Below are 19,625 nucleotides of genomic sequence, written 5' to 3' on the forward strand. Positions count from 1 at the left end.
CCCTACGCTGAGTGCCATCGGCAGGGCAGGCCCGCCGAAACCTGGATCAGCAGACAGGACCCACTGAGCTGGAACGCAACCACGCCGACCAGACAAGGATCCCAGTGTCTCCGAAACCCGATTTCCAGCCAGCGGCCCTAGCAACGGATCCAACCCCTTCCAGACTTTGGATCAAGAATCCCCTCGCAGTGTTCACCGCCAACGGGCTCGACGCCGGCGGCGGCATCGTCGTCAGCGACGGGAAAATCTCCGAACTCGTCCCGGCAGGAAAACAACCTTCCGCACCCTGCAATCGAGTTTTCGACGCCGGCAGCCACGTCCTGCTGCCCGGGCTCATCAACACGCACCACCACTTCTACCAAACGCTTACCCGCGCCTGGGGTCCGGTGGCCAACGCTCCCCTGTTTCCGTGGCTGCGGAACCTCTACCCCGTCTGGGCGCGCCTCACCCCGGACAGCCTCGAACTTGCCGTGAGAGTAGCGCTCGCGGAACTCCTGCTGTCCGGCTGCACCACGGCAGCCGACCACCACTACCTCTTCCCCGCGGGACTTGAGGACGCGATCGACGTCGAGGTCGACGTCGTGCGCGAACTCGGGATGCGAGCTACGCTCACCCGCGGGTCCATGACGCTGGGCGAGGACGACGGCGGCCTGCCGCCGCAGTCCACCGTGCAGCGCCCGGAGGTAATCCTCGCGGACAGCGAACGGCTGATCGGGAAGTACCACGAACGGGGGGACGGTGCGGTCATCCAGATTGCCTTGGCACCCTGCTCGCCGTTCTCGGTGACGCGGGAGATCATGGCTGAAAGCGCTGCCATGGCCGAACGGCTGGACGTCCGGCTCCACACCCACCTCGCCGAAACAATCGACGAGGAAGATTTCTGCCGCGAGATGTTCGGGCTGCGCACCGTGGACTATCTGGATAGCGTCGGCTGGCTCGGAAAGCGCACCTGGCTTGGCCACGGCATCCATTTCGACGACGACGAAATCGCCCGGCTGGGTGCCGCGGGCACCGCCGTCGCGCACTGCCCGACGTCGAACATGCGGCTCGCGTCCGGCACCGCACGGGTGCTGGAACTCGAGGTGGCCGGGGTCCCGGTGGGCCTGGGGGTGGACGGCTCGGCGTCGAACGATGCTTCCAACATGATCCTCGAAGCGCGGCAAGCGTTGTATCTGCAGAGGCTGCGCTATGGTGCGGACGTCCCAGTGGAGCGTGCCCTCGGCTGGGCGACGCGGGGATCCGCGGCAGTGCTGGGCCGCACCGACATCGGCCAAATAGCTCCCGGGATGCAGGCAGACCTTGCCTTGTTCAAGCCCGACGGGCTGCGGTTCTCCGGCAGCCATGATCCCATCGCGGCATTGTTGCTCTGCGCAGCGGACCGCGCCGACCGCGTCATGGTGGGCGGCCAGTGGCGCGTTGTGGACGGACAGATCCCGGAGCTGGACATCCCGGAACTTATTGCCAAACACTCAGCCGCCGCACAGAAAATCATCAGGGGTTAGGAGTAGCCTCTCGATTAGGTCGTAGATCAGGAGGCACCAATGACCGTCCCCCAGCACAACTCGCCGACTCCTCCAGGTTGGTACCCAGACCCCTCAGGCTCCGGGCAACTACGGTGGTGGGACGGTAACGCTTGGACTGGAACCGCGTGGAACCCACCGGCACAGGCAGCGCCGGGCCAGGCCGGAGCAGCACCGGCTGCGCAGGGCCAGGCAGCGCCGGGCCAGGCCGGGCCGGCGGGAGCCTCTTGGCCCGCAGCGGCACAGCCCGGGCAATACGTTGGTCCACCACGGCCCGCTCCCCGCCCGGAAATCAGCGGGCAGACCCCGGTCTACAACCCGTTGATTTGGTTGGTCACGCTGCTGCCGGTCGTCTCGCTGATCGTCCTGCTCGTCTGGAATCCGGTCTTCCACCTGCGGTATGTGGGCGCCAGGCGCGTACCGACCCTCGATCCGACCTCGATGTTCAGCGTTCCATATTTTCTGCTCATCGCTTCGGGTTGGCTCATCTACGGGGTCAGTGTTCTACTGTCCTACCTCGACTGGCAAAAGCTGCAGAGGGACGGGGTGGTGCGCCCCTTCCACTGGGCATGGGCATTCCTCGGCGCGGGAGTCTACGTGGTGGGCCGCTCCGTGATCGTCCACAAGGTTGCACCGCAGCGCGGACTCGCACCGATCTGGGCACTGATTGGCGTCACTGCACTGAGCTTCATTGTGGTGGGCATCAAAGCGGGCATGATCTTTTCGAGCATAGCCAGCACCCTACCCATGTAGGCTCCCCGAACAGGCAACGTTCCCGGACACACAAGTGGCGGGCGGCACCTCCCCAGGTGCCGCCCGCCTTTTGGCTCTGTTGCGCAGAGTCCTTCATCCCCAGGGGCAGGAGCCCTAGGAACGCTGCCGGCCAAAGACCGGAAGGGCACGCAGCCAACGGGAGAATGTCCCTGGCATGCGGTCACAGTCGGCCGGAATGTAGAAGTCAGGATCCGTAGCGCCGAACGGCAGGTACAGCTCCTGGCCGGGCGCCGGGAATTCCACGACGTTGTTCTTATCCTGCGAGTCCATCTGTCCTCCTATTTCATGCGCTCAAGTTCTCCATGGCGATGCGTGCCGGCCCTTTGTCCCGCTTCAATCTTTTCCGCATCTTGGAAAACAGTTTTTGTTATATGGAAATGGTAGAGGGGATTCCCGAACCTCGTCAAGGGGTGCCCGCGGGCAACGCCCCCGCCGCGGGGCGCCGCCGGTCACAATCGGAAAGTAGATAACGATTCTCCGGAAGTGATGTACACCACTGGCAAACGTGGGCTACGCTTTCTTCAATTCGTGGCGCAGGTCACGTAACCTGGGAGCAGCAGGCAGGGTCGTAATGAGCTGGCATCAACGGATGTCGGCTCTTTTTTGTTGGGTCGGCTCCACCAGAAACGCGTTTGAAACACGCGCTTAATTTCATTGGTGGACCTTAGTGGTTCCACCTCGTAGAAGTTGGGATATGACCATGAGCAACAACATCGTCCTCGGCGACAACCAGTACGGCAAGGCAGAAGTCCGCGTCGTCAAAGTCACCCGCGACACCGACCGCCACCAGATCGAAGACCTGAACGTCACCTCACAATTGCGTGGCGATTTCCAAGCTGCGCACCTCCAGGGCGACAACGCACACGTCGTCGCCACGGACACCCAGAAGAACACCATCTACGCCTTCGCCCGTGACGGCATCGGCTCCCCCGAAGCCTTCCTCCTCCGCCTGAGCGAACACTTCACCTCAGGATTCGAGTGGGTCACAGGCGGCCGTTGGGAAGCCGAGGCCTACACCTGGGATCGCATCCAGGCACACGGCTCCGAACATGACCACAGCTTTGTCCGCAAGGGGCAGGAAGTCCGCACCGCCGTCGTGGTCCGCGAAGGCAACACCACGCATGTCATTTCCGGCCTCAAGGACCTGACGGTCCTCAAGACCACCCAGTCCGGATTCGTCGGCTACCCGCGCGACCGGTACACCACGCTGCCCGAGACCACGGACCGCATCCTCGCCACCGACGTCTCGGCCCGCTGGCGCTACAGCACCGGACGCGACGTTGCCGGGACCGACTTCAACAAGAGCTACGAGGACATCAAGGCACTGCTCCTTGAAGGCTTCACGGAGAACTACTCCCACGCCCTGCAGCAGACCCTGTTCGACATGGGCAAGAAGGTCCTCGAGGCCCACAGCGAAGTTGATGAGATCAAGTTCTCCATGCCCAACAAGCACCACTTCCTGGTGGACCTCAGCCCGTTCGGCCTCGACAACCCCAATGAGGTCTTCTTCGCCGCCGACCGCCCGTATGGCCTGATCGAAGCCACGGTCCAGCGCGACGACACCAAGCCGGCCCCGGCTGCCTGGAACGGCATCGCCGGCTTCTGCTAAGCCACCAGGTTCCCGCCCAACTGGCTCGCGTCAAGTGTCGTTTTGGAGCGTCAGAACGACGTCAACTGCGAGTCAGTTGGGCACCAACTCGTACCCAAAAACTCCCACCTTGTTAGCCAGACAAAGTTAGCCAGACAAAGACGTCTGCCATGAACCAAGAAAGTCTGCCATGAACACCAAGAAGAAGACCCGCCCCGCAGAGTCCGGGCCAACCCGGCCCGAGGACCAGCGCCTCTCGATCGGGAGCACGTTCGCGTACGGCTTCCAGCACGTTTTGACCATGTACGGCGGCATCATCGCCCCGCCGCTCATCATCGGAGCCGCCGCCGGCATGTCCTCGCAGGACATCGGCCTCTTGATCGCGGCCTGCCTGTTCGTCGGCGGCCTCGCCACCATTCTGCAGACCATCGGCATCCCTTTCTTCGGATCACAGTTGCCTCTGGTCCAGGGGGTGTCCTTCGCTGGCGTTTCCACCATGGTGGCGATCGTCCACGGCGGCGGCGGAATCCAAGCTGTGTTTGGTTCGGTCATCGTGGCGTCTTTGATCGGCCTGATGGTCACTCCCCTCTTCTCCAAGATCATCAAATTCTTCCCGCCTGTAGTCACGGGTACCGTCATCACCACCATCGGGCTGACCCTGATGCCCGTCGCAGCCAACTGGGCCATGGGCGGCAACAGCGCCGCACCCAATTACGGCAGCATGGCGAACATCGGCCTCGCCGCGGCCACCATGGGCATCGTCCTGCTCCTCAGCAAGATCGGCAACGCGGCTATATCGCGCCTTTCCATCCTCCTCGCCATGGCAATCGGGACCGTCATCGCACTCGCCACGGGAATGGCTGATTTCTCCAAGGTCGGCCAGGGTCCGATCGTTGCCTTCCCCACTCCGTTCGCCTTCGGTGCTCCCACCTTCGAAATCGCCTCCATTGTTTCGATGCTGATCGTCATCCTGGTCACCCTGACCGAAACCTCGGCGGACATCATCGCCGTCGGCGAGATCGTGGGCACCAAGGTCGATTCCAAGCGCATCGGCAACGGCCTGCGTGCGGACATGCTCTCAAGCGCCATCTCGCCTCTCTTCAACTCTTTCACCCAGAGCGCCTTCGCCCAGAATGTCGGACTCGTGGCCATCACGGGCATCAAGAGCCGCTTCGTGGTCAGCGCGGGCGGACTCATCCTGGTGGTCCTCGGCGTGCTGCCGGTCCTCGGGCGAGTGGTCGCGGCGGTTCCGACGCCCGTCCTGGGCGGCGCCGGCGTCGTACTCTTTGGGACTGTGGCCGCCAGCGGCATCCGGACACTCTCCAAAGTCGAATACCGCAACAACATGAACCTGATTGTCGTCGCGGCTTCCATCGGCTTCGGCATGATCCCGATCGCAGCCCCGAAGTTCTACGACCAGTTCCCGTCCTGGTTCTCCACCATCTTCCATTCGGGCATCAGCTCGGCCGCCATCATGGCAATCCTCTTGAACATGCTCTTCAACCACCTCAAGGCCGGCAACTCGGACAACCAGTCGGTGTTCGTGGCAGGCACGGGACGTGTGGTCACCGAAGCGGACATTGCGTGCCTCGCGAACGGCGACCGGTTTGAGAACGGCAAATTGATCGATGCCGAAGGCAAGGAAGTGCCCCTCAAGTCGTCAACCGCAGCCGAGCACTAGCGGCTTTTCTCCACCGAACTGGCAGGCGTCGCCCCTCGTTCTGAGGCAAAGGGCAACGCCTGCCATTTCGCGCAAGATACGGGTTCGCGTGAGACGGTTGTTTCATGAGGATCGATGAGCGAATCGAACAGCACTATTCGGAGCTTGGGCCGCAGGAGCAAAAGGCCGCGGATACCCTATTGGACCGCCTGGGCGACCTTGCTGTCTACAACGCCGCCGAGCTCGCCCAGCTGAGCGGCGTTTCCAAGGCCACCATGAGCAGACTCTTCCGCCGCCTCGGATTCGCCGATTTCAACGAGGTCAAGGAACACACCCGGAGCCTGAGGTCCAGCGGAGTGCCGCTCGCCAGGCAGGAGGGTGACTACGGGCTCCCCCTGCATTTGGCACAGGAGAAGCAGAACCTGGACCGCCTATTCGACACGCTCGACAACGATCGCCTCGTCAAGGTGGCACAACAACTGGCTGAGTCCCGGAATGTCCTGCTGATCGGTTTCCGCAACAGTTTCCCTGTAGCCCTCCACCTCCGTCAGCAGCTTCTGCAATGCCGTTCCTCGGTGAATCTGGCCCCTCAGCCAGGCCAAAGCGTGGGCGAAGAACTGGCAGGCCTGGACGGGAACGACGTCGTGGTCCTGCTCGGCTTCCGGCGCAGGCCTGAAAGTTTCCATCACGTCCTGAAGGCTGCTACCGCCACGGGCGCGAGCACCATCCTGATCGGTGACCCTAGCGCCCGTTGGCTTGCGGCAGAGGCCTCCCTCTGGATCGAATGCCCGGTGGAGGGCAGTGCCGCCTTTGACAGCTATGCGTCGGCCATGAGTCTCATGAGCGTCCTCGCGAATGGCGTGTTGGCGGCCAAGGGCCGTCCGGGAAGGGACCGAGTCCTGGAAATCACCGGAGTGTTCGACTCGCTGGGAGAAATAGAGCAGCGGTAGCTGGGCGGCTGGCATCAGCCCGCGCAGGCTCGCGGCCGCAGGCGCTGGCAAGTGTAAAGAAGAGTTAGCGGCCCGGAAACGGTCCTGAAACATCTGTTCCATTGAATTGAATCAGTGAAACGACTGCCCCTGTCGTGAGAAACCCTGATTCGAGGAACCAATGGCCGAAGCACAACTCGCTCCAGAGGAAACCGGCGCACCCGGCACCTTCCTTGGCAGCCCGATTGACGAAGCCGCCGCACACCGCGATCCGCGGCTCAGCAATGAAGACCTGACACCCCTGAAAAACCAGCGCTGGAGCAGCTACAACCTGTTCGCCTTCTGGATGTCAGACGTCCACAGCATCGGCGGGTATGTGACGGCGGGCAGCCTGTTCGCCCTCGGATTGGCCAGCTGGCAAGTGTTGGTGGCCCTGCTGGTTGGCATCGTGATTGTCCAGGTCTTTTGCAACCTGGTGGCGAAGCCCAGCCAAAAAACGGGCGTGCCGTACCCCGTGATCAACCGGGCGGTCTTCGGCGTCAAGGGAGCCAACATCCCGGCCATCATCCGCGGCCTGATCGCTGTCGCGTGGTACGGAGTGCAAACCTTCCTGGCCTCCGAAGCCCTGGTGATCGTGTTCCTAAAGTTCTTCCCGGCCATGAAACCGTTGTACGACGTCCATCAGTACGGCTTCCTCGGTCTCTCTGCCCTGGGTTGGATTTGCTACGGAATCCTCTGGGTGGCCCAGGCTGCATTGTTCTGGAACGGGATGGAAAGCATCCGTAAGTTCATCGATTTCGCCGGACCCGCCGTCTATGTAGTGATGCTGGTCCTGGCCATCTACTTGGTATCCGAGGCCGGCATCAGCAACATCAGCCTCAACTTGTCCGCCGGCGAACCGCTCGACTTCGCAGCGTCCATCCCGGTGATGATTTCCGCGATCGCCTTGGTGGTGTCTTATTTCTCCGGCCCCATGCTCAACTTCGGCGACTTCGCGCGTTACGGAAAGAGCTTCAAGGCCGTTAAGAAGGGCAACCTTCTGGGCCTGCCCGTCAACTTCCTGTTCTTCTCGCTGCTCACGGTCATCACGGCGTCGGCCACTATTCCGGTCTTCGGTCACCTCATCACGGACCCCGTCAAGACCGTTCAGGAAATCGATTCGGTGTTCGCCGTGCTGCTCGGCGGACTGACCTTTGTCATCGCGACCGTGGGTATCAACATCGTTGCCAACTTCATCTCGCCGGCGTTCGACTTCTCCAACGTGAGCCCGCAGAAGATCAGCTGGCGGATGGGCGGCATGATCGCCGCCGTCGGATCCGTCATCCTGACCCCCTGGAATTGGTACTCGAACGACGACGCCATCCACTACACGCTCGGCGTGCTGGGCGCGCTGATCGGTCCGCTCTTCGGCATCCTGATCGCCGGCTACTACCTCGTGGGAAAGCAGAAGGTATGGGTTGAGGACATGTACACGATGAAGCCCAGCGGCAAGTATTGGTTCCGCAACGGCTACAACCCCAATGCGGTCAAAGCGGTGGCCATCAGCGGCGCGGTCTCGATCGCCTCGGTCCTGATCCCCAAGGCACTCCTGGACTCGGGCGCCACCGCGGTCAACGCAACGTGGATCGGCAACTACAGCTGGTTCCTCGGTTGTGCCCTGGGCCTGCTGACCTTCTGGTACTTCGAAAAGCGCTCTCCGATGATCAACCTGGAGCCGAACGGCGCCGAAGCGAACGACGGCTCCCTCGTCTGAGCGCCTGCCCTCACGAAACATAAACCGCTGGACGCTCGCTCACTTTTCACCCCTTTTTGGCGAACGCTCCTGCAGATTGAGCGCCCCCAGGCCGAACGCTCCTGCACAAGATGTGCTTGAGCGTTTCGCCATTTTGGCCCAAACGTGAGCGAGCGTCCACCCGAAACCCGACAAACGTGAGCGTGCGCCCACCCGAAACCCGACAAACGTGAGCGAGCGTCGGGACGGCTTAGTTCTGGTTCAGCTCGGCCGAGATCGCGAGGGCGGCCTCGCGCAGGAGCGGCACGGCGCGGTCGGCAAAGTGCTGGTCCACGCGGGACACCGGCCCGGAAACGGAAATAGCCGTGGGCGTTGGAGCGTTCGGGACGGCCATCGCGAAGCAACGGACGCCGATCTCCTGCTCTTCCTCATCGATCGAGTAACCACGTTCGCGGATCCGGTTCAAATCGGCGAGGAGTGAATCGATGTCTCCGATGCTTTTGGCCGTGGGGGTGGGCATGCCCGTGCGGGCCACGATGCCGCGGACCACCTCGTCGTCCAGCTGGGCTAGGATGGCCTTGCCTACGCCGGTGTCGTGCGTATGGGCGCGGCGGCCCACCTCGGTGAACATGCGCATGGAATGCAGGGACGGAACCTGGGCAACGTAGATGACCATGTCGGAATCCAGTACAGCCATGTTGGACGTCTCGCCTAGCCGGTCAACCAGCGACTTCAGCTGGGGACGCGCCAGGGCTCCGAGCTGCTTGTTGGCCCCTTCGCCAAGCCGGATGAGCCGGGGGCCCAGCGCGTAGCGACGATTTGGCAGTTGCCGGATGTAGCCGAGGGACACCAAGGTGCGCAGCAGGCGGTGGATGGTGGGGAGCGGCAGGTCTGTCGACGACGACAGTTCGCTCAACGTGACGTCTCCGCCGGCGTCGGTGATGAGTTCCAGCAGTTCGAAGACGCGCTCGACGGACTGCACGCCTCCCGAGGGCTTTTCAGCCATTCCGTTGTCTCCTATGGCTCGGAATCCGACAACTCTTATCCGCATCGTGAAAAGAATTGCTTAGAACACTCAAGATACAGCACGCGACGCCGGAATGCTTGCCCATCAATCAGGGCTTGTGTTTCCACTTTGTAGATAATAATATCCATAATACGAAAACATTCGGTTTGAGCGGAGGCCCGCTACGGGCCTGTACGAGGAGGAAATTCAATGGCGAACCCGAGCCCCGGAAATTCGATCACCCTGCGCGTCGCCGCGCCGTCGAGCTTCACGGCCACGAGCGAGCTGGCCGCGGCCGTCGCCGCCGCAGGCGCAGCGGTCACCGCGCTGGATGTGACCGAGTCGCACCACGACACCCTGGTTGTCGACGTCACCTGCAACACCACGGACGAAGACCACGCCAACCGCGTCAAGGACGCCCTCAACGCGCTCGACGGCGTCACGGTCCAGCACGTCTCGGACCGCACCTTCCTCATGCACCTGGGCGGCAAGCTCGAGGTCGTCCCGAAGGTGGCCCTGCGCAACCGCGACGACCTTTCCCGCGCCTACACTCCCGGCGTCGCACGCGTCTGCCTCGCCATCGCCGAGGACCCCGCCGCTGCCCGTAACCTGACCGTCAAGCGCAACACCATCGCCGTCCTCACCGACGGTTCGGCCGTCCTTGGCCTGGGCAACATCGGCCCGGCCGCAGCCCTGCCTGTCATGGAAGGCAAGGCCGCGCTGTTCAAGCAGTTCGCAAACGTCGATGCCTGGCCGGTCTGCCTGGACACCCAGGACACCGAGGAAATCATCATGATCGCCAAGGCCATGGCTCCGGTCTACGGCGGCATCAACCTCGAAGACATCGCAGCCCCGCGCTGCTTCGAAATCGAGAAGCGGCTCCGCGACGAACTGGACATCCCCGTCTTCCACGACGACCAGCACGGAACGGCAATCGTCACGCTCGCAGCCCTCGTCAACGCATTGCGCGTGGTGGACAAGAAGCTCGCCGAGGTCAAGATCGTGGTCTCCGGCGTCGGCGCTGCCGGCTCGGCGATCATCCAGCTCCTCAAGGCCCAAGGCGCGCAGCACATCGTCGCGGCCGGCCGTTCCGGTGCCATCCACTCGGGCGAAAAGTACGACGACGAGCACCGTTCCTGGATTGCCGCGAACACCAACGAGGCCGGCTTCTCCGGCACACTGCACGAAGCCCTCAAAGGCGCCGACGTGTTCATCGGCGTCAGCGCTCCCCACGTGATCGGCGAGGAGCAGGTGGCTTCGATGGCCGAGAACGCGATCGTGTTCGCCATGGCCAACCCCACGCCGGAAATCGACCCGGTGATTGCCTCCAAGCACGCCGCGGTGGTCGCCACCGGTCGGAGCGACTTCCCCAACCAGATCAACAACGTACTGGCCTTCCCGGGCTTCTTCCGCGGATTGCTCGACGCCGGAGCATCGGACATCATCCCGGAAATGCTCGTGGCCGCCGCAGAGGCTATCGCCAACCGGGTTGCGGATGATGAACTGAATGCGAGCTACATTATCCCCAGCGTCTTCGACCCCCACGTTGCCGCCGACGTCGCCGCAGCCGTAGCAAACGCAGCAAACGCAGCATCTGCCAAGGCCGCTAGCGCTCTCTAGGAAAGGACCACCCCATGGCTCTCACAGTCACAGACCCCCGGCCCATCGAACGCGCCGAGGAGATCCTGACTCCCAAGGCGTTGGCCTTCGTGGAGGAATTGCACCGCCGCTTCGCCGGCACCCGCACCGAGCTCCTCGCGGCGCGCGTCGCCAAGCGCGAAGAAGTGGCCCGGACCGGCGGTCTCGACTTCCTCCCGGAAACGCAGGACGTCCGCGACGGCGATTGGAAGGTTGCCGAAGCACCCGCGGCCCTGCGGGACCGCCGCGTCGAGATGACCGGCCCGGCCTCCCCTGCCAAGATGGCGATCAACGCCCTGAATTCAGGCGCCAAAGTATGGCTCGCTGACCTCGAGGACGCCAGCACCCCCACCTGGGCAAACGTCATCGACGCCATCCTGAACCTCCGCGACGCCGCCCAGGGCACCCTGAGCTACACCTCTCCGGAGGGCAAGGAATACCGGCTCCGGACGGACGCGCCGCTCGCCGTCGTCGTCGCCCGCCCCCGCGGCTGGCACATGGACGAACGGCACTTGCTGATCGACGGCGAACCCACCGTGGGCGCGTTGGTGGACTTCGGCCTGCACTTCTTCCACGTGGCCAAGCAGCTCTTGCTCAACGGCCAGGGCCCGTATTACTACCTGCCCAAGATGGAGAGCCACCTTGAGGCCCGCCTGTGGAACGACATCTTCGTCTTCGCCCAGGACTACCTCGGCATCCCGCAGGGCAGCGTCCGCGCCACCATGCTGATCGAAACCATCCCGGCCGCGTTCGAAATGGACGAGTTCCTCTACGAACTGCGTGACCACGCTTCCGGCCTGAACGCTGGCCGTTGGGACTACCTCTTCAGCATCGTGAAGTACTTCCGCGACGCCGGTGAGTCCTTCATCCTGCCGGACCGCGCGTCCGTGGTCATGACGGCCCCGTTCATGCGCGCCTACACGGAACTGCTGGTCAAGACCTGCCACAAGCGCGGGGCCTTCGCGATGGGCGGCATGGCAGCCGTCATTCCGAACCGCCGCGAACCCGAAGTCACGGCACAGGCCTTCGAGAAGGTCCGTGCGGACAAGACCCGCGAGGCCAACGACGGTTTCGATGGTTCCTGGGTGGCCCACCCGGACCTCGTCTCCACTTGCCGCGAAGTGTTCGACTCCGTGCTGGGAGACAAACCCAACCAGCTGGACAAGCAGCGCCCGGAGGTCTCGGTGACCGCCGAGCAGCTGCTGGATATCTCCTCCGCCGGTGGCCAAGTGACCGAGGCAGGCCTCCGCCTGAACCTCTACGTCGCCGTCGCGTACACCGCCGTATGGCTTTCCGGTAGCGGCGCCGTCGCCATCCACAACCTCATGGAGGACGCCGCCACCGCGGAAATCTCCCGGTCCCAGGTGTGGCAGCAGATCCGCAACAAGTCGGTCCTGGCTGACACCGGCAACACGGTCACTCGCGAACTGGTCACCCGGATCCTGGGCGAAGAGACAGATCGCCTGCGCGGCGAGGTTGACTCCGAATCCTTCGAGAAGTTCTACGAGCCGGCCAGCCGCCTGATCGCGGACATCTGTCTGTCCGAGGACTATACGGACTTCCTCACCACTCCCGCCTACGAGCTGGTGTAGGAATGGCCGCTTCCTCTTTCTCTGCGGCAGATCTCGCCGCCATCGACTCCCAACTGGCCGCCACCGACCAGCTGCTGGAGCGGAACTACCCCGGCGACGACGGCACCCGCCAGCCGGTGCACACGGTATACGTCGCGGCGGACCGTTTCACGCCGTCGCTCTCCGCGGAATGGGGCGCCCAGGCGATCACGACGGCGGAGGCCCACGGCGGTCTCGAAAGGCTCGGTGCGCTGCTGGGCCAAGAGCCGGAACTGGCTGCCGCCGTCGCCACCCGCGTGGCCGCCAAGTTGCGCAGCGAGCCGATCGAGGACTTGCGCCTCGACTTCGAGGACGGCTACGGCGATCGCGGCGACGAAGCGGAAGACGTGGCAGCCGTAGCGGCAGCCCAGGCTGTCAGCGAAGCCGTTGCCGCCGGCTCTGCCCCGCCTTTCATCGGCATCAGGTTCAAATGCTTCGAGGCCCCCACCCGGGCACGCGGCCTGAAGACCCTGGACCTCTTCGTCTCCGCTCTGGCTTCCGCCGGAGAACTGCCCGACGGCCTCATCCTCACGCTGCCAAAGGTCACCACGGTGGCCCAAGTGCAGGCGATGGACTTCGCCGTCTCCCGCTTGGAAGAGATCCACTCCCTTCCGGCGGGCCGGCTGCGCTTCGAAGTCCAGGTGGAAACGCCTCAGCTGATTCTCGGCCCGGAGGGAACTTCCCCCGTGGCCCAGCTTCCACACGCAGTTCCTGGCCGCATCAGCGCCCTGCACTACGGCACCTATGACTACTCGGCTTCGCTGCAGATCTCCGCGGAGTACCAGTCCATGGAGCACCCGGTGGCGGATTTCGCCAAGGAAGTCATGCAATTGGCCGTTGCAGGCACCGGAATCCGGCTCTCCGACGGTTCCACCAACATCATCCCGGTGGGCGACAACGTGGAGAACGCGTGGAAGCTGCATGGCCGACTGGTCCGGCGCTCGCTTGAACGCGGCTACTACCAGGGCTGGGATCTGCACGCCGCCCAATTGCCCAGCCGTTTCGCGGCAACGTATGCCTTCTACCGCGAAGGCCTGTCCGCGGCCGCGGCGCGCCTCCGCAACTACGTGGAACGCACCGAAGGCGGCGTCATGGACGAACCCGCAACCGCCCGGGCCCTCGCCGCCTTCGTCCTGCGGGGCGTCCAATGCGGAGCGGTAGGTTCGGAAGAAGTGCTGGCGCTCGCCGGCGTCGAACTCCCCCGGCTGACTGCACTGGCGCACCCCCGGCTGGCGCACACCACCTCCAAGTAAGGATCCAATGATGGGCAAGTACTACTATCCCCAAGGCGGCCTGCCGCCGCAGACCCACCTCACCACGGAACGCGCAATCGTCACGGAGGCCTACACGGTCATCCCCAAGGGCGTGCTGACCGATATTGTGACCAGCAACCTGCCTGGCTTCTCCAACACGCGTTCCTGGATCATTGCCCGCCCGATCTCCGGGTTCGCCACCACGTTCTCCCAACTGATCGTTGAGATCGGCCCGGGTGGCGGCGCTCCCAAGGCCGAGTTCGAGTCGGGTGTTGAAGGCGTCATCTTCGTCACCAAGGGCAAGGTCAACCTGACCCTCGACGGGGAACTGCACCAGCTTGAGGAGGGCGGCTACGCCTACCTCGCTGCCGGTTCCAACTGGGGCCTGGAGAACGTCTCGGATGACATCGTCTCCTTCCACTGGATCCGCAAGGCCTACGAGCGTCTTGAGGGCTATGAAGCCAAGTCCTTCGTCACGAGTGATGCGGAAGTTGAAGCGGGCGAAATGCCGGACGTCAACGGCGTCTGGGCCACCACGCGCTTCGCGGACCCTAATGACCTGGCCCACGACATGCACGTGAACATCGTGACCTTCCAGCCCGGTGGCGTGATTCCCTTCCCGGAGACCCACGTCATGGAGCATGGCCTGTACGTCCTGGAGGGCAAGGGCATGTACCTGCTCAACAATGACTGGGTGGAGGTGGAGGCTGGCGACTTCATGTGGCTGCGCGCCTTCTGCCCGCAGGCCTGCTACGCCGGCGGTCCGGGCCCGTTCCGGTACCTGCTGTACAAGGACGTCAACCGTCAGATCAAGCTGACCTAGCTCGTCTTTCCGCCGGGATCGTGGGTGCGGCCCGGGCGCGCGTTCTGCAACGCAGCGCCCGGGCCGCACCCGCGTTTTCGGCGTTGACCCCCTCACCTCCGAAGAGGACGATCGAAACTACGGGGGCAAGGGCGCCCCGCCGGTGCCCTGCAGCGGAGCTTCAGGAGGCAGTCATGACGGCTGCGCGGGGATGCACCACCTCCCCGATTGCACGATTCCTGGTGGCTTCAGTCGTGGCATTGACCCTGGCTACAGGAGCCTGCACGTACCCTCCCACGTCCGATTCCGCGCCCGTCGCAGCGCCGACGGGAGCGGCGACGATAGATGTGCCCGGTCTGGAGTTCTTCGCCCAAGCCATGATCGGCCAAGGGGCCACAGCCGTGGTTGTCGAGGTCAACATCCGGGGCAACAAGTGGGCCAAGGGCTACGGGGTACGGAACGCCGACACGCAGCATCCCGCCGAAGTCACGGACCGGATACCGGTCGGAGGAATCACCAAATCCATGGTCTCGGTTTCCCTCCTCAAACTGGTGGCGGAAGGAACAGTCAGCCTCGATGACCCCGTTTCGAAGCACCTTCCGGAATTCAACGCCCTCGTCCACGCAAGCGACGCCGTCACGGTCCGGTCCCTGCTGAACCACACCTCTGGGTTGGCCGACCCGACGGGGCCCATGCTGAAGTCCCGGTCGTTGAGGCAGGCCATCAACACTCGCTTCAGCCCGGAGGACACCTTGCGGCTGGCAGGTACAGTGCCTTGGGCGGAACGGCTCGCCCCGCAATTCACCTATTCGGAAGCGAACTACACCGCCCTGGCCTTGATCATCCAGAGGTACCGCAACCACTCGATCAGCGACGTCCTCGCCGCCGACATCTTCGAACCCCTGGGGCTGAGCCGCACGACCCTTGCCGGGCCGGACCGTTCGGAACCTGCCCTGATCCACAGCTATTCCCTGCTGGACGGCGAGCGCCTGGACGTGACGGAACCGGAGCTTCAGCTTGGGTCGGCAGGTGCCGGAGTCATCTCGAGTGTCGGCGACGTGAACGCGTTCTACGCGGCCCTCATGCGGGGTCGCTTATTGGGACCAGCCGCGTTGGCGGAGATGGAGACGATCAACGGGGCGAACTATGGCCTGGGCCTGCAGCGTTGGAACGACGACTGCACCAACGGCTTCTACTACGGCCACGGCGGATCCACGTTGGGTTTCGGTGGCATCAGCATCAGCAGCGCGGACGGCACCCGTCAGCTGAGCCTGGGTATCGCCTACCCGCCTGATACCGGGGCAGGGGACGACGCAATGGTCGCCGCGCTGACCCAGCCGGTGTCCGGTCGGCTCCGGGATCTGGCCATCACTACCCTGAACGGACTCTGCTGAGCCCCTGACCAAGCAATGCCCCTCCTGCTAGTGTCTGACCATGGATGAAAAATTGGGGAAATTCATCGAAGACTTCGGAACACTGACGCGTTTGGCCCAGCCTGGATTGGACCATGCCGAGGACGGCGAGCAGCTTCTGCAGGCGTTGACCGGGCACCTTGCCGTGCCGGCCCATGAACTTTCCGTGGTGGCGGAGGAGATCCCGCCGCATCGCTTGGTTGATGTGGACATTGTCATGGAGGGGCTGGCCGGCCGCGATCCGGACTACCGGCTGGTGGGCATCGGGGGCGGCGATCAGCGCCACCGCATGTCCTTCAGCGACATGCTGCAGCAATCCCGCGGCTACCCGCGCTTCCCGCTCGCCCAACCGGACTATTCCAACTTGGCCACCGGCCCGGACCAACAGCGCCAGGCCGTCGCACTTGGTCTCTGGCTCTTCAGCTACGCCGGTTCGCCCGTTGCAGTGCTCCAGCGCGGGGCAAAGATGGACCGCGGCCGGCAATTCGCCTCACTCGAAGTCCTGGCCACCCACCCTGCCGTAGTTTCCGAACTGCTGGCCGAGGTGCGGCGGGAAATGGAGCACCAAAGCGTTTTCAAGGGCCAGATCATCGCCCTCGCCGTCAGCGATTATGGGCCGAGCATCAGTGGCGTGACCTTTATCAGGCGCCCGGAGCTCACCAGCGGTGATGTGGTCCTTCCCGACGGTCTCCTCAACAAAGTGGAGGGCCACACCCTTGGCATTGCCCGGCAAGCGGACATCCTGGCGGCACACGGACAGCATCTCAAGCGCGGCCTCCTGCTCTACGGGCCCCCGGGTACGGGCAAAACACACACCGTCCGGTACCTCCTGAGCCAAAGCGAGGGTACGACGGCGGTGCTCCTCTCGGGCGGGTCACTCGCCAGGATTTCGGAGGCAGCCAAGATCGCGCGGGCACTGGCGCCGTCGATGGTTGTGTTGGAGGACTGCGATCTGATCGCCGAGGACCGAAGCTTCGGACATGGACCCAAGCCGCTGCTTTTCGAGGTGCTCGACGCCATGGACGGGCTGGACAACGACGCCGACGTCGCGTTCGTGCTGACGACCAACCGCGTGGACCTGTTAGAGCGTGCCCTCGCCCAGCGGCCCGGACGGGTGGACCTGGCGGTGGAAATACCGCTTCCTTCCAAGCACGAACGCGTGGAACTGCTGAGGTTGTATTCGAATGGACTCCCGTTTTCCCCCTCGTCGATCGAAACCGCAGCAGCCCGCACTGCGGGCACCACGGCGTCGTTCGCCAAAGAGCTAATTCGACGCGCAGTGGTCGCGGCAGCGCTCGCCGATGAGACCCCCGGTGACGCGCACTTGGGCTTCGCGGTAGAACAGCTCATGGCAGACGGCGAGACCCTGACGCGGAGCCTGCTCGGAAGCAACGGAGGCCCTACCGGGCCCGGCGGCCACGGTCCAGGCGGATTTCCTGGCCCGGGCGGTCCCGAGCCGACCGGAGCACTCAGGCCGAGGATTTCTCCTGTTCAGTTTCCTGATCCATCGGCGTCCACGTGAGTTTTACCGTGGCTCCGCCGTTGTTCTCGTCGATCCTCATGCGCAGTTCCTCGCCGTAGAGGAACTCATGTTCAAAATGCCGTCCATCAATGCGAGCCGCATCCAGGAGCTTTGTCATCGCCGTTGCCATCGCCCGGCCCCAGTCATGCGGATTCTTGCTGGACGCTTCTTCAAGGGCTGAATAGCTGACCATGAATCAATTGTTCTCCGGTGCACGGAGTTCTGCCAGACCCCGGCCACCTCCAAATAGCGGAGCTCGGCGGCGGCGGGCCCCCGGCCGCGGCGGGCTAGTCTTCCGTGGGTGTGGTTCGGTTCGAGTGGTAGTCCCGCCAACTGTGTTCAGGGGAGAAACCCAGGAGGCGCCTGGCCTTGTCGATGGAAAGCATGGTTTCGTGTTCTCCCAGGTCTTTGGTCACCTTGACCTTCGGGAAGACTTCGGCGGCCAGGCTGCCGCTTGAACGGCCCATGACAGAGTCCGCCGCGGCAATGATGAACGCCTCGAAACCGGGCTTGCCGTTCTCCAAAGCGCGCGCGACCGCCTGAGCGCCGTCGCGCCCGTCGATGTATGCCCATAGGTTCCATTTACGAAGCTTGGCGTCGGCGTCAAACGACGGGAAGGCTTCGTAGTCCTCGGGGTCCATGACGTTGGAGAAACGTAACCCCACAATGCTCAGCTCGGGATCCCAGCGTGTAAGTTCGATGGCCATTTGTTCTTCGAGGTGCTTCACCAGCGAATAGGTGCTTTCCGGCCGTGCCGGATATTCCTCGTCCACTGGGATGTAGGGAGGATCGACGTCGAACGGCAGTCCCAGGACTGTCTCGCTGGAGGCGTAGACGATCTTCTTGATCCCTGCCCTCCTTGCTGCCTGAAACACGTTGTACGTGGAGAGCATGTTGTTTTCGAACGTTGCGGCGTCCGGAAACAGTCCTGGTGCCGGGATCGCTCCGAGGTGGACGATCGCGTCGAATCCTTCGTGGCGGTCATCCAGGCCAAGGATCACGTCCACAACCTGCCCGTAGTTGCGAAGGTCCACGGTGACTGTTCCGCGCTCCCTCCCGCCGGCCCGGTCCAGGTTCATGACCTCGTGACGGTCGGCGATCAGCCTGCGGACCACGCTCTTACCCAGTTTTCCGCTTCCTCCGGTTATTGCAATTCTCACGAAGCACTCCTCTGGTTGGAACTTATTGGGCGAGCTGCTGTTCGTCGGCGGCTCAGCTGGCCGGGTCCGGCTGCAGGCGAAGTCCAGCTTCGGCCATGTCGGCGGCCAGTACCGCGCCGAGCTTGGCATGCCCTGCGGCGTTCAGGTGCACGCCATCCACCAGGTCGCCGGCGACCTGATATTTGCTGATCCAGTCGCCGACGCTGAAGAAAGGAGCTCCGGCCTTGGCCGCGATGTCGCCCAGCAGCGCGTCAACCTGGGTGCGGCGACCCCCACCGGCGCTGGCACCCCTGGCAAGGGTTCCAATCATCGCAATCTTCGCCTGTGGGTATCTCTTTTTGAGAGCTGCGAGGAGCCTATTGGCGTTGGCCGTGATCTGACCATCGCTGGCGTCGTGGGAGGCGTCGTTGCCTCCACCCTCGAGCACGATCAGGGGCGGCGTCCCATAAGGCAGAACCCAGTCTCCGCGTTGCAGCGCATCGATGTAGTTGCCACTGGCTTTCGTGGCGGCCACATATCCGGTACCGCCCCGGGCCACGGAATATACCTTGTAGCCAAGCGAGCCCAAGGCCACCCGTGGCCACGAGCCCATCGGCTCAGACTGGGAGTCACCAATGAGGACAACCGTATGCCGGATATCCGCGAGGATGATTTCGTTCCGGTCATTGCTTGGGTTCTTGTACAGGGACCCCACGGGAAGCTGTGACGGATCCTGCGGTGAATCGGGTTTCTTGGGACCTTCGGCCGCTGCCGCCGGACTCCCGGAGGGCGCGATGGGCGCCGCTGCCTGCTTCCCGCTGGCCGACGGGGTCGACTCTGTCGGCGCCTGCGCACAGCCGGCCAAGACCACGCCGGCGGCCATCACGGATGCAGCGAAGCGGATCATGCGAGATTTGTGCATCGTCCTTGTCCCGAACTTGCTTTCTGTTGGTTTTGAACTCTGCTGGCCTAAACGTGGAAGACAACTGTCCATTGATACTTGTGGGCTATTTGTAGGGAACGGAATCAACCCGACGGCC

17 protein-coding genes are annotated in these 19,625 nt (G+C 63.6%); 12 read left to right on the forward strand and 5 right to left on the reverse strand.

Features of this window, described 5'->3' with window-relative positions; genetic code table 11:
* Positions 1–104: 104 nt before the first annotated feature.
* Together LFT43_RS17470 and LFT43_RS17475 are read left to right on the forward strand one after the other, a co-directional pair.
* Positions 105–1,502 carry an 8-oxoguanine deaminase gene (locus LFT43_RS17470; protein ID WP_395798946.1) on the forward strand — a complete coding sequence of 466 codons (1,398 nt, stop codon included), beginning with the start codon at positions 105–107 and terminating at the stop codon, positions 1,500–1,502.
* 39 nt (positions 1,503–1,541) lie between these two features.
* Positions 1,542–2,273: a DUF2510 domain-containing protein gene (locus tag LFT43_RS17475; RefSeq protein WP_395798948.1), complete on the forward strand. Its 732-nt coding sequence runs from the start codon at positions 1,542–1,544 to the stop codon at positions 2,271–2,273.
* 114 nt (positions 2,274–2,387) lie between these two features.
* Here LFT43_RS17475 and LFT43_RS17480 read toward each other — a convergent pair whose 3' ends face one another.
* Positions 2,388–2,564: a hypothetical protein gene (locus LFT43_RS17480; protein ID WP_269995742.1), complete on the reverse strand. Its 177-nt coding sequence runs from the start codon at positions 2,562–2,564 to the stop codon at positions 2,388–2,390.
* Between the two features lie 424 nt (positions 2,565–2,988).
* Here LFT43_RS17480 and pucL point away from each other — a divergent pair, with 424 nt between their 5' ends.
* The 4 genes from pucL to LFT43_RS17500 all read left to right on the forward strand — a co-directional run bounded on the left by pucL (position 2,989) and on the right by LFT43_RS17500 (position 8,224).
* A complete protein-coding gene (gene pucL / locus LFT43_RS17485) occupies positions 2,989–3,903 on the forward strand; it encodes a factor-independent urate hydroxylase (RefSeq protein ID WP_395798950.1) in 915 nt (304 codons plus the stop codon).
* Between the two features lie 169 nt (positions 3,904–4,072).
* Positions 4,073–5,563 (forward strand): nucleobase:cation symporter-2 family protein, encoded by a 1,491-nt coding sequence (locus LFT43_RS17490; protein WP_395798952.1) that lies wholly within the window; start codon positions 4,073–4,075, stop codon positions 5,561–5,563.
* A 104-nt stretch (positions 5,564–5,667) separates the two neighbouring features.
* Positions 5,668–6,492 carry a MurR/RpiR family transcriptional regulator gene (locus tag LFT43_RS17495; protein WP_395798954.1) on the forward strand — a complete coding sequence of 275 codons (825 nt, stop codon included), beginning with the start codon at positions 5,668–5,670 and terminating at the stop codon, positions 6,490–6,492.
* Positions 6,493–6,652: 160 nt separating this feature from the next.
* On the forward strand, positions 6,653–8,224 hold the full coding sequence (locus LFT43_RS17500; protein ID WP_395798956.1) for an NCS1 family nucleobase:cation symporter-1: 1,572 nt from the start codon (positions 6,653–6,655) through the stop codon (positions 8,222–8,224).
* Positions 8,225–8,453: 229 nt separating this feature from the next.
* Here LFT43_RS17500 and LFT43_RS17505 read toward each other — a convergent pair whose 3' ends face one another.
* Complete coding sequence (locus LFT43_RS17505) at positions 8,454–9,209, reverse strand: IclR family transcriptional regulator (protein WP_059389461.1); 756 nt, start codon at positions 9,207–9,209, stop codon at positions 8,454–8,456.
* A gap of 210 nt (positions 9,210–9,419) precedes the next feature.
* Between LFT43_RS17505 and LFT43_RS17510 the strand changes: the two genes are divergently transcribed.
* The 6 genes from LFT43_RS17510 (at position 9,420) to LFT43_RS17535 (ending at position 17,446) form a co-directional block, all read left to right on the forward strand.
* Positions 9,420–10,829 carry an NAD-dependent malic enzyme gene (locus tag LFT43_RS17510; protein ID WP_395798959.1) on the forward strand — a complete coding sequence of 470 codons (1,410 nt, stop codon included), beginning with the start codon at positions 9,420–9,422 and terminating at the stop codon, positions 10,827–10,829.
* Between the two features lie 14 nt (positions 10,830–10,843).
* Positions 10,844–12,439, forward strand: coding sequence for a malate synthase A (aceB, locus tag LFT43_RS17515; protein ID WP_395798961.1), 1,596 nt, complete (start codon positions 10,844–10,846; stop codon positions 12,437–12,439).
* A 2-nt stretch (positions 12,440–12,441) separates the two neighbouring features.
* A complete protein-coding gene (locus LFT43_RS17520) occupies positions 12,442–13,710 on the forward strand; it encodes a DUF6986 family protein (protein ID WP_395798964.1) in 1,269 nt (422 codons plus the stop codon).
* Between the two features lie 10 nt (positions 13,711–13,720).
* The gene (locus LFT43_RS17525) at positions 13,721–14,533 is read left to right on the forward strand and encodes a bifunctional allantoicase/(S)-ureidoglycine aminohydrolase (RefSeq protein WP_268025896.1); all 813 of its coding nucleotides are present in this window, start codon (positions 13,721–13,723) and stop codon (positions 14,531–14,533) included.
* A 173-nt stretch (positions 14,534–14,706) separates the two neighbouring features.
* A complete protein-coding gene (locus LFT43_RS17530) occupies positions 14,707–15,906 on the forward strand; it encodes a serine hydrolase domain-containing protein (RefSeq protein ID WP_395798966.1) in 1,200 nt (399 codons plus the stop codon).
* Positions 15,907–15,946: 40 nt separating this feature from the next.
* The gene (locus LFT43_RS17535) at positions 15,947–17,446 is read left to right on the forward strand and encodes an AAA family ATPase (RefSeq protein ID WP_395798968.1); all 1,500 of its coding nucleotides are present in this window, start codon (positions 15,947–15,949) and stop codon (positions 17,444–17,446) included.
* Here the strand turns inward: LFT43_RS17535 and LFT43_RS17540 are convergent.
* The 3 genes from LFT43_RS17540 to LFT43_RS17550 form a co-directional block, all read right to left on the reverse strand.
* The gene (locus LFT43_RS17540) at positions 17,394–17,639 is read right to left on the reverse strand and encodes a hypothetical protein (RefSeq protein WP_395798970.1); all 246 of its coding nucleotides are present in this window, start codon (positions 17,637–17,639) and stop codon (positions 17,394–17,396) included. The genes LFT43_RS17535 and LFT43_RS17540 overlap by 53 nt on opposite strands.
* A 94-nt stretch (positions 17,640–17,733) precedes the next feature.
* The gene (locus LFT43_RS17545; protein ID WP_395798972.1) at positions 17,734–18,606 is read right to left on the reverse strand and encodes an NAD-dependent epimerase/dehydratase family protein; all 873 of its coding nucleotides are present in this window, start codon (positions 18,604–18,606) and stop codon (positions 17,734–17,736) included.
* Between the two features lie 52 nt (positions 18,607–18,658).
* Positions 18,659–19,492 carry an SGNH/GDSL hydrolase family protein gene (locus LFT43_RS17550; RefSeq protein ID WP_395798974.1) on the reverse strand — a complete coding sequence of 278 codons (834 nt, stop codon included), beginning with the start codon at positions 19,490–19,492 and terminating at the stop codon, positions 18,659–18,661.
* Positions 19,493–19,625 lie beyond the last annotated feature (133 nt).

Origin of the sequence: Arthrobacter sp. FW306-04-A (genome assembly GCF_044358315.1) — a bacterium.
GTDB lineage: Bacteria > Actinomycetota > Actinomycetes > Actinomycetales > Micrococcaceae > Arthrobacter.